Source organism: Streptomyces sp. TAA204 (genome assembly GCF_000424965.1).
This window is the reverse complement of the sequence record NZ_AUKW01000028.1, coordinates 1-12,255: the sequence shown is the minus strand read 5'-3', so window position 1 is coordinate 12,255 and position 12,255 is coordinate 1. Positions and strand designations below refer to the sequence as shown.

The following is a 12,255-nucleotide window of genomic DNA, read 5'->3' as shown; positions in this document are numbered from 1 at the left end:
GCCCTGGCGGGGTTGTTGGAGCGGCACGAGGTGCGTGCTGTGGTGCACACGGCGGGTGTGCTGGATGACGGTGTCATCGACTCTTTGACGCCGGAGCGGTTGGATGTGGTGTTGCGTCCGAAGGTGGATGCGGCGTGGAATCTGCATGAACTGACCCGGGATCTGGACCTGTCGGCGTTCGTGGTCTTCTCCTCGGCTGCGGGGGTGTTCGGGAGTGCGGGTCAGGGCAACTATGCGGCGGGCAACGCGTTCCTGGATGCTCTGGCCGAGCATCGTCGTCATCTGGGTCTGCCTGGTGTGTCGTTGGCCTGGGGTGCCTGGGCGCAGGACGGGATGCTCTCGGATGCGGACGCGGAGCGTATGGCGCGTTCGGGGATGCCGCCGCTGACGGTCGAAGAGGGCCTTGAGCTCTTCGACGCCGCGCTCGGGGGAGCCGAAGCGGTGCTCGTGCCGCTGCGGCTGGACCTGCCCGCGCTGAAGGCACGCGGCGAAGTGCCGCCGCTGCTGCGAGGGCTGATACGCACCCGTGTACGCAGAGCGGTGGCAGGGGCCGAGACCGCCGACTCCCTGGTGCGCCGCCTGCAAGCACTGCCCGAGGACGAGCGCCGTGACACGCTCCTGCAGTTGGTGCGCGGACACGCCGCCGCCGTACTGGGACACGCCGACGGTGGCGAGATCGACCCGGTCCGCCAGTTCCGGGACCTGGGTTTCGACTCGCTCACCGCCGTCGAACTGCGCAACCAGTTGACTGCCGCGACCGGTCTGCGGCTGCCGGCCACCATGGTCTTCGACCACCCCACACCGGACGTGCTCACCGACCACCTCGCCGGGGAACTGCTCGGTTCCGCGACGGCCGTCGCCGAGCCCGGGCGGGCGAGTGCCGCGACGACCGACGACCCGATCGTGATCGTCGGCATGGGCTGCCGGTACCCGGGCGGAGTGGGCTCACCCGAGGACCTGTGGCGCCTGGTCGCCGAGGGCGGAGACGCGGTCTCGGGTCTGCCCGCCAACCGCGGCTGGGACCTGGAGCGGCTGTACCACCCCGACCCCGACCACCCGGGAACCACGTACTCGCGTTCGGGCGGATTCCTGCACGACGCGGGTGAGTTCGACGCGGGCTTCTTCGGCATGTCCCCCCGCGAGGCGCTGGCCACCGATTCGCAGCAGCGGCTGCTGCTGGAGACGACGTGGGAGGCGCTCGAACACGCCAGCATCGACCCGGAGTCGCTCCGGGGCAGCCAGACCGGCGTCTTCGCCGGCGTGATGTACAACGACTACGGCGCACGGCTCGGCGGCGGCGACTTCGAGGGCTACCAGGGCAGTGGCACCTCCCCGAGCATCGTCTCCGGACGTGTGTCCTACACCCTGGGCCTGGAAGGCCCCGCCGTGACCGTCGACACCGCCTGCTCCTCCTCGTTGGTCGCGATGCACTGGGCGATGCAGGCCCTGCGTGCGGGGGAGTGCTCGCTGGCCCTGGCAGGCGGCGTGACCGTCATGTCCACCCCCACCGCGCTCATCGAGTTCTCCCGTCAGCGCGGTCTGGCCCCGGACGGCCGCTGCAAGGCGTTCTCCGACTCGGCGGACGGTGTGAGCTGGGCCGAAGGCGTCGGCGTACTGGTTCTGGAGCGACTGTCCGACGCCCGGGCAAACGGCCACCCCGTGCTGGCCGTCGTACGCGGCTCGGCCGTGAACCAGGACGGCACATCCAACGGACTGATGGCGCCCCACGGCCCGTCCCAGCAGCGGGTGATCCGGCAGGCGTTGACCAACGCCGGGCTGACGACCGGCGACGTCGACGCGGTGGAGGCGCACGGCACCGGCACGTCGCTCGGTGACCCGATCGAGGCGCAGGCCCTGCTGGCGACCTACGGTCAGGACCGCGAACGGCCGCTGCTGCTCGGCTCCGTGAAATCCAACTTCGGGCACACGCAGGCGGCCGCAGGTGCCGCCGGCGTCATCAAGATGGTGCAGGCGGTGCGGCACGGCACCCTGCCCCGGACGCTGCACGTGACCGCTCCCTCCTCCCACGTGGACTGGGAGGAGGGAGCGGTCGAGCTGCTGACCGAAAGCTCCCCGTGGCCGGATTCCGGCATGCCCCGCAGGGCCGGTGTGTCCTCGTTCGGCATCAGCGGCACCAACGCGCACGTCATCATCGAGCAGCCCCCGGCCGCCCCGGCGGCTCCCGCGGCCGGGGGCCACCACCGTGAGGGCGCCGTGCCGGTGCTGCTCTCCGGCAAGTCACGGCGTGCCGTACGGGCGCAGGCCGAGCGGCTGCTTACCCACGTGGAGGCATCCGAGGGCGTTCCGCTCAACGACGTCGCCTACTCCCTGGCAACGACGCGTGCGGCCTTCGGGCAGCGTGCGGCCGTCGTGGCGGAGGAGCGTTCAGAACTGCTGCGGGCGCTTGCCGCGCTGGCCGCCGACTCCCCCGACCCGGCCGTCGTCGAGGGCGAGGCGGCCGGGCCCGGCAAGGTGGCGATGGTCTTCGCCGGGCAGGGCAGCCAGCGCCCCGGCATGGGGCGGGAGCTGTACGACCGGTACCCGGTCTTCGCCGAGGCGCTGGACGAGGTGCTCCAGGCACTGGACCGGCACCTGGACCGTCCGCTGCGTGACGTGCTCTTCGCCGGCGACGGCACCGCCGAGGCGTCACTGCTGGACGAGACCGGCTGGACGCAGCCCGCGCTCTTCGCCCTGGAGGTGGCGCTCTTCAGGCTGCTGCGCTCCTGGGGAGTCAAGGCCCACGCGCTGGCCGGGCATTCCATCGGCGAGGTCGCCGCCGCACACGCCGCCGGAGTGCTGTCGCTGGAGGACGCGTGCACGCTGGTGTCGGCACGGGCGCGGCTGATGCAGGCGCTCCCGGCGGGCGGGGCGATGGTGGCCGTGGAAGCGCACGAGGACGAGGTCGCCCCGCTGCTGAACGAGCGGGTCTCCCTCGCCGCCGTCAACGGCCCGCGCGCTGTGGTCGTCGCGGGGGACGAGGACGCGGTGCACGAGATCGCCGCGCACTTCGAGGAGTCGGGACGCAGGACGAAACGGCTGCGTGTCAGCCACGCCTTCCACTCGCCGCGGATGGACGCGATGCTGGAGGACTTCCGCCGCGTCCTGGAAGGACTCTCCTTCACGCCGCCGAACATCCCCCTGGTCTCGAACCTCACCGGTGATCCGGTCACCGACGAGGAGGCGTGCTCCCCCGAGTACTGGGTCCGCCACGTGCGGGAGACCGTTCGCTTCGCGGACGGTGTGCGCTCCCTGCACCGCGCCGGCGCGGCCACCTTCGTGGAGGTCGGCCCCGACGGTGCTCTGCTGGCCATGATCCAGGACGTCATCGGCGAGGGCGGGTCCGGAGCCGGAGCCGGCGACGTCATCGGCGACGATCCGGAGAGCCCGGAGGTCCGGCCGGAGACCCCGGCCGCGCGGAGCGAGGACACCGACGTCGTACTCGTGCCCGCCCTGCGCGCCGACCGCTCCGAGAGCACGGCTCTGAGCACCGCACTGGCACGTCTCCACACCGGCGGCACACCGGTGGACTGGACCGCGTACTTCGCCGGGAGCGGCGCCTGCCGCGTCCCGCTGCCGACCTACGCCTTCCAGCACGACTTCTACTGGCCCCAGGCACCCGCCGAGCCCGCCCCCGCCCACGACGACTCCTCCGGCGAACGGCTGTGGGCCGCGGTCGAACGCGGCGACGCGGACGAACTCGCCTCCCTGCTCTCACTCGGCGAGGACGAGCAGGCGTCACTCGTCTCCCTGCTGCCCGCGCTGTCGTCCTGGCGGCAGTCCAGCCAGGACAAGTCCGTGCTGGACACCTGGCGTTACCGCGTCCTGTGGTCGCGGCTGCGCCTGCCCGCGACGCCCGTGCTGGACGGTACGTGGCTGCTGCTGACCACCGGCGCCACCGACGAGGAGCTGGCCGCGCGCGTCCACGAGACGCTCACCGCGCACGGCGCCGAGGTCCGCCACGTCACGCTCGGCACGAGCAGCGCCGAAGACGCCGCGCTCGCCGCGCAGTTGCCGGACACCGAGCCTCTCTCCGGTGCCGTCTCCCTGCTCGCGCTGGACGAACGGCCCTGGGAGGGGCACCCCGCGCTGACGACCGGACTCGCCCTCACGGCGGCTCTGCTGCGGACCCTGGACGCCCCCGTGTGGACCCTGACGCGCGGTGCGGTCTCCACCGGGCCGGCCGACACCGTCAGCTCCCCGGCGCAGGCCGCCGTCTGGGGCTTCGGACGCGTCGCCGCACTGGAACACCCCGAACGCTGGGGCGGTCTCGTCGACCTGCCCGAGGAGACGGACCGGCCGGCCCTCGCCGGCCTGCCCGTCCTGCTGACCGGTGCGGCGGGCGAGGACCAGCTCGCCCTGCGCCCCTCCGGTACGTTCGGCCGCCGGCTCGCCCACCGCACCGTCGACGCGCTGCCCGCCGACGACGAGTTCAGCCCCAGCGGCACCGTCCTGGTCACCGGCGGAACCGGAGGACTCGGCGCGACGGTCGCCAAGTGGCTCGCCCAACGGGGCGCCCGGAACCTCCTGCTCACCGGCCGCCGCGGCCCCGACGCGCCCGGAGCCGCCGAACTGAGCGCGGAGCTGACCGAGTTGGGCGCCCGGGTGCGCATCGTCGCCTGCGACGTGGCCGACCGCGACGCGCTGGCCGCCCTCCTCGCCGAGATCCCGGAGGAAGCGCCGCTCACCGGCGTGGTGCACGCGGCGGGCATCAGCCAGTCGGCGCCGCTGGAGGACGTGGGGACCGCGGAGTTCGCCGAGGTGATGTCGGCCAAGGTCGCCGGCGCCGCCCATCTCGACGAGCTGCTCGGCGACCGCGAACTGGAGATGTTCGTACTCTTCGGTTCCATCGCCGGTGTGTGGGGCAGCGGCGGTCAGAGCGCCTACGGCGCGGCCAACGCGTTCCTGGACGGTCTGGCCGAGCAGCGCAACTCCCGCGGCCTGACGGCCACGTGCGTGGCCTGGGGCCCCTGGGCGGAAGCGGGCATGGCCACCCACGAGGTGATGTCGGACAACCTGCTCCGGCGAGGTCTCGGCTTCCTCCCGCCGCACCTGGCCGTCGCCGAGCTGAACCGGGCCGTCCTCCACCAGGACGTCACGGTCACCGTCGCCGACGTCGACTGGGAGAACTACGCTCCCATCTTCACCTCCGTACGCCCCAGCCCGCTCCTCGGCGATCTGCCGGAGGTCCGCGCGCTGGCCGAGGCCGCGGAGGAGGACGCCGGTGAGCGCTCGGAGTTCGCGGAGAGGATGCGCGACCTGAGCGAGGCCGAGCGGCACCGCCGTCTCCTCGGCCTCGTACGCGCGGAAGCAGCCGCGGTCCTCGGACACGCCTCTGCCGAGGAAGTCGGCGAACAACGAGCCTTCCGCGACGCCGGATTCGACTCACTGACCGCTGTGGAACTGCGCAAGCGACTGGTGAAGGTCACCGGTCTGTCCCTGCCCGCCACCCTGGTGTTCGACCACCCGACGCCCAGGGCCCTGGCCGACCACCTGCTCGCCCGGCTCCTCGGTGAGAGCGAGCAGATCGACGTCCGGCGTCCCGAGAGCGACGCCACCGACGAGCCGCTCGCCATCATCGGCATGAGCTGCCGCTTCCCCGGCTCCGCCACCACTCCCGAGGAGTTCTGGTCACTGGTGGCCTCCGGCACGGACGCCATCACCGACTTCCCCGAGGACCGCGGCTGGGACATGGCTGCGCTCTACGACCCCGACCCCGACCACCCCGGCACGACCTACACCACGAGCGGCGGCTACCTGCACGACGCCGCCGACTTCGACCCCGGCTTCTTCGGCATCTCCCCCCGCGAGGCCCTGGGCATGGACCCCCAGCAGCGGCTGCTGCTGGAGACCACGTGGGAGGCGGTCGAACGAGCCGGGATCGACCCCGCCGTACTGCGCGGCAGCCGGACCGGAGCGTTCATCGGCTCCAGTTACATCGAGTACGGCGAGGGCGGCGGGGGCGACGGCTCCGAGGGCTACCAGATCACCGGCAGCTCCCCGAGCGTGCTCTCGGGCCGTGTCGCCTACGTCTACGGTCTGGAGGGCCCGGCGGTCACCGTCGACACCGCCTGCTCCTCGTCGCTGGTCGCCCTGCACCTCGCCTGCCAGTCGCTGCGCAGCGGGGAGAGCAGTCTCGCTCTCGCGGGCGGCGTCACCGTCGTCCCCAACCCCAAGCCCCTCATCGCCTTCAGCAGGCAGCGTGCCCTCGCCGAGGACGGCCGCTGCAAGTCCTTCTCCGACGCCGCCGACGGCATGATCCTCTCCGAGGGCGCCGGCATGCTGCTGGTGGAAAAGCTCTCCGACGCGCAGCGCAACGGCCACCAGGTGCTGGCCGTCGTCCGCGGCTCCGCCGTCAACCAGGACGGCGCCTCCAACGGACTCTCCGCGCCCAACGGCCCGTCCCAGCAGCGCGTCATCCTGCAGGCCCTCGCCAACGCCGGGCTCTCCCCTTCCGAGATCGACGCCATCGACGCACACGGCACCGGCACCGCCCTCGGCGACCCCATCGAGGCCCAGGCGCTGCTGGCCACCTACGGCCGCGACCGCGACGCCGACCGGCCGCTGCTGCTGGGCTCGGTGAAGTCCAACATCGGGCACACCCAGTCGGCGGCCGGAGTGGCCAGCATCATCAAGATGGTGCAGGCCCTGCGGCACCGTGTCCTGCCCCGGACCCTGCACATCGACACGCCCTCCACGCACGTGGACTGGAGCTCCGGAGCACTGGCCCCGCTGACGGAACCGGTCGACTGGCCCGGCACGGGCAGGCCCCGGCGCTGCGCCGTCTCCTCCTTCGGCATCAGTGGCACCAACGCACACACCGTGCTGGAGGAGGCCCCGCAGACCCCCGCCGCGGCACCGCCCGAGACGGACGGGCAGCCGTCCACGGCCCCCCTGCCCTGGGTGGTGACGGCCCGTACCGAAGCCGCACTGCGCGACCAGGCCGCGAACGTCCTCTCGCACCTCGAGAGCGAACCGGAGCACAGCGCCGCCGACATCGGCCACGCCCTCGCCTCCCGCTCGGTCTTCGAGCACCGTGCGGTGGTGCTGGGCACCTCCCACGACGAACTGCGCTCCGGGCTGGAGGCCCTGCGCGGCGGTGCGTCCGGCGGTGAGGTGATGTCCGGCGTGACGGGCCGGGACGGGTCACTCACCTACGTCTTCCCCGGCCAGGGGGCCCAGTGGGTCGGCATGGGTGCCCAACTCCTCGAGGAGTCCCCCGTCTTCGCCGCCCGCGTGGCCGAGTGCGCCGCGGCCCTGTCACCGCACACCGACTGGTCCCTGACCGGGGTGCTCCGCCAGGAACCCGGCGCGCCCTCGCTGGAGCGCGTCGATGTGGTGCAGCCCGCGTCGTTCGCCGTCATGGTGTCGCTGGCGGAGGTGTGGCGGTCCTACGGCGTGGAACCCGACGCCGTGATCGGCCACTCCCAGGGCGAGATCGCCGCCGCGTGCGTCGCGGGCGCGCTCTCCTTGGAGGACGCCGCGCGCGTCGTCGCGCTGCGCAGCCAGGCCATCGCCCGCGAACTCGCCGGACGCGGGGGCATCGTCTCCGTCGCCATGCCGGCGGCCGACGTGGTGCCCCTCCTGGAGCCCTGGGGCGAGAGGCTCTCCCTCGCCGCCGTCAACGGCCCCGGCTCCGTCGCGGTCTCCGGGGACAGCGGCGCTCTCGACGAGCTGTGCGAGCAGCTGACCGGCGACGGCGTACGCGTGAGGCGCATCGAGGTGGACTACGCCTCCCACTCCGCCCATGTCACCGAGCTGCACGACGAACTCCTGCGGGAACTCGGCCCCCTGCAGCCGCAGCGCGCGCGGGTGCCGTTCCTCTCCACGGTGACCGGCGAGTGGGTCGACGGTGCGGAACTCACCGCCGAGTACTGGTACCGCAACCTGCGGCAGACCGTGCACCTGGCCCAGGCCGTCGAGGTGCTGCTCGCCGAAGGGCACCGGGCGTTCATCGAGGTCAGTCCGCATCCCGTACTGGCGCCGGGACTCGAGGAGGCCGTCGCGGAGTCCGGTACCGACGCCGTCGTCGTGGGCACGCTGCGCCGCGACGACGGCGGCACGCACCGGGTGCTCACCTCGCTCGCCGACGCCTTCGTGAACGGTGTCCCCGTCGACTGGCAGACGGCCTTCGAGGGCCACAGCGCCCGCCACGTGAATCTGCCCACCTACCCCTTCCAGCACGAGCGGTTCTGGATCGGCGGCCCCGGCAGGCACCCGCAGCCTTCGCAGAGCGACCCGGCCGACGAGGAGTTCTGGTCGGCCGTCGAACGCTCCGACCTGGCCGAACTCACCTCCAGCCTGCACGTCGACGAGGAGTCGCTCGCCGCCGTCCTGCCCGCACTCTCCTCCTGGCGCCGGCAGCACCGCGACCGCTCCACCGCCGACGCCTGGCGCTTCCGCATCCGCTGGAAGCCACTGACCGGCGGTCACCACGCCTCCCTGTCCGGAACATGGCTCCTCGTGACCACCGAGGAGACCGGGACAGCGGGGGAGTCGGCGGCTCACGAGGTGGCGGCGGCGCTCAACGACCACGGCGCCGACGTACGGCGCATCGTGCTGGACTCCTCGTGCACCGACCGCGCGGTGCTGGCCTCCCGGCTGGAGGACGGCCAGGAGGCCGCGGGAGTCGTCTCCCTGCTCGCCGCCGACGAACGGCCCTGCCCGGAACGACCGGAGCTGACCGCCGGGCTGGCGATGACCGTCACCCTCGTCCAGGCTCTCGGTGACGCCGGAGTCGACGCACCCCTGTGGGTGCTGACGCAGGGCGCCGTGACCACCGGCCGCTCCGACCGCCTCACCAGTCCCCTCCAGGCGCAGGTGCAGGGCGTGGGCTGGACGGCCGCGCTGGAACACCCCCGCCGCTGGGGCGGCGTGGTGGATCTTCCCGCGACGTTCGACGAGCGCACCCGGGCCCGTCTGGCCGCCGTCCTCAGCGGCACAACCGGCGAGGACCAGATCGCCCTGCGCGTCTCCGGCATCCTCGCCCGCCGCCTCGTCCCCGCCCCCGCGCCCGCCCGGGCCGACGGGGAGCGCGAGTGGACGCCGCGGGGCACCACTCTGATCACCGGCGGCACCGGCACCCTCGGCCCGCACATCGCCCGCTGGCTCGCCCACCGCGGTGCCGAGCATCTGGTGCTCACCAGCCGCAGCGGCCCCGACGCTCCCGGCGCCGACGAACTCCTCGACGACCTGGCCGGTCTGGGAGCGTCGGCGACGATCGTCCCGTGCGACATCACCGACCGCGACGCCGTCGCCGAGATGCTCGCCGGGCTGAAGGACGCCGGGCACACCGTCCGCACGGTCGTGCACACCGCCGCCGTCATCGGCACGCACACCATCGACGAAGCCACCCACGAGACGTTCGCCGAGATCATGCACGCCAAGGTGGCCGGCGCCGCCAATCTCGACGCGCTGCTCGGCGACGACCTCGACGCGTTCGTGCTGTTCTCCTCCATCTCCGGCATGTGGGGCAGCGGCAGGCACGGCGCCTATGTGGCCGCCAACGCCTACCTCAACGCGCTCGCGGCCGACCGGCGCGCCCGCGGCCTGCCCGCCACCGCCGTCTCCTGGGGCATCTGGTCCGACGACATCGGCCTGGGCCGCGTCGACACGGAGGAGATCCGGCGCAGCGGGCTGGAATTCATGAAGGCCCGACTGGCCCTGGCAGGTCTGGAACGTGCGCTGGAGGACGACGAGACGGAACTCGCCGTCGCCGCCGTCGCCTGGGACCGCTACCACCCCGTCTTCACCTCCGGGCGCCCCACCACCCTCTTCGACGAGGTTCCCGAGGTGCGGCAGCTCATCCAGACCGCCGAGCAGGCGTCCTCGCCCGAGGTGGGGGAGTTCGGAGCGCGGCTGCGCGGGCTGCCCCCCGCCGAACAGGAACGCGTCCTGCTGGACCTGGTCCGCGGTGAGGCCGCCACCGTCCTCGGTCACGCCTCCGGCGACGCGCTGGCCGAGCACCGGGCCTTCCGCGAGGCGGGCTTCGACTCGATCACCGCCGTGGACCTGCGCAACCGCCTCGGCAGGGCCACCGGCCTGTCCCTGCCGACCACGATGGTCTTCGACCACCCCAACCCCGTCGCGCTCGCGGAGTTCCTGCGCTCGCAGATCCTCGGCGTCCAGGGCCGGTCCGCCGGTCCCGTCACCGCGGCCCCCTCCGACGACGACCCGATCGCCGTCGTCGGCATGGGCTGCCGCTACCCCGGGGGGATCACCTCGCCGGAAGAGCTGTGGAGCCTGGTGCTCGGCGGGGTCGACGCCATCTCCCCCTTCCCGGCCGACCGCGGCTGGGACTCGGCCGGGCTCTACGACGAGGACCCCGACCGTCCCGGCAGCAGCTACTCCGTACAGGGCGGATTCCTGCACGACGTCGCCGACTTCGACCCCGGCTTCTTCGGCATCAGCCCCCGCGAGGCACTGGCGATGGACCCGCAGCAGCGGCTGCTGCTGGAGACGGCCTGGGAGACGTTCGAGCGCGGCGGCATCGACCCGGCCACGCTGCGCGGCAGCCGCACCGGCACCTTCATCGGTGCCGGATACCAGGACTACACCACAGGTGTGCCCGGCGGAGACGGCGGCTCCGAAGGCCACATGATCACCGGCACGCTCTCCAGCGTCCTCTCCGGCCGGATGGCCTACCTCTTCGGCCTGGAAGGGCCCGCCGTCACCCTCGACACGGCCTGCTCCTCGTCGCTCGTCGCCCTTCACATGGCCTGCCAGTCGCTGCGCGACGGGGAGAGCACGCTCGCGCTGGCCGGAGGCGTCAGCGTCATGGCCACCCCGGGCGCGTTCGTCGGCTTCAGCCGCCAGCGGGCCCTGGCGCGGGACGGGCGCTGCAAGGCGTACTCCGACACCGCGGACGGAATGACCCTGGCCGAAGGCGTCGGCCTGGTCATGCTGGAGCGGCTGTCCGACGCGGAACGAAACGGCCACCGCGTGCTCGCCGTCGTCCGCGGCAGCGCCATGAACCAGGACGGTGCCTCGAACGGGCTCACCGCCCCGAACGGCCCGTCCCAGCAGCGCGTGATCGAGCAGGCGCTCGCCAACGCGCGGCTCACGCCCGCCGAGGTCGACGCCGTCGAGGGCCACGGCACCGGCACCCCGCTCGGTGACCCGATCGAGGCGCAGGCGCTGCTGGCCACCTACGGCCAGGACCGTGAACTGCCGCTGCTGCTCGGTTCGGTGAAGTCCAACATCGGCCACACGCAGATGGCCTCCGGCGTCGCCGGCGTCATCAAGATGGTGATGGCCATGCAGCACGGCGTGCTGCCCAGGACCCTGCACGTGGAGTCACCTTCGACGAAGGTGGACTGGGAGACCGGCAGCATCCGGCTGCTGGACGAGGAGACCGCCTGGCCGCAGACCGGACGTCAACGCCGCACCGGTGTCTCCTCCTTCGGCCTCAGCGGCACCAACGTGCACACCATCCTGGAGGAGGCCCCCCGGGCCGGGGACGAGCCGCCGAGGCAGACGGACACGGATGCCCTCGCGCCCGTCCTGCTCTCCGCCCGCACGGACGACGCCCTGCGGGCGCAGGCCGTGCAACTGCTCGCCAGGGTCGAGAACGACCCCGGTGTCTCCGTCACCGACCTGGCCTTCAGCACGGCCACCGGCCGCTCGGCGTTCGAGCGGCGGGCCGCCGTCCTCGCCTCGGACCGTGCCGGACTGGCCCGTGGCCTGGGGGCGCTGCGGGACGGCGACCCCGACGCCGCACTGGTGCGGGGCACCGCTTCACGAGGCCGTACGGCGTTCCTGTTCTCGGGGCAGGGGAGTCAGCGGTTGGGGATGGGGCGGGAGTTGTACGGGCGTTTTCCGGTGTTCGCGGAGGCGTTCGATGCGGTGGCGGCGTATGTGGATGTGGAGTTGGAGCGGCCGCTGCGGGATGTGGTGTGGGGTGGCGACCCGGGGGTTCTGGACCGGACGGGGTGGGCGCAGCCTGCGTTGTTCGCGTTGGAGGTGGCGCTGTTCCGGTTGGTGGAGTGGCTGGATGTGAGTCCGGATCATGTGGCGGGGCATTCGGTGGGTGAGATTGCTGCTGCGCATGTGGCGGGTGTGTTGTCGTTGGAGGACGCCTGTGCTCTGGTGTCGGCGCGTGCGCGGTTGATGGATGCGTTGCCTTCGGGTGGTGCGATGGTCGCGGTCGAGGCGACGGAGGAAGAGGTCCGGCCGCTTCTGACCGCTGAGGTTTCTCTTGCGGCGGTGAACGGTCCGTCGTCGGTGGTGGTGGCCGGGGACGAGGCCGGTGTGCTGGAG

The 12,255-nt window shown here is 72.7% G+C and carries 1 protein-coding gene; it reads left to right on the top strand.

Annotation, left to right across the window (positions count from 1 at the left end):
• The coding region (locus H343_RS32665) for a type I polyketide synthase (protein WP_158679615.1) at positions 1–12,255 on the top strand (12,255 nt) is incomplete at both ends.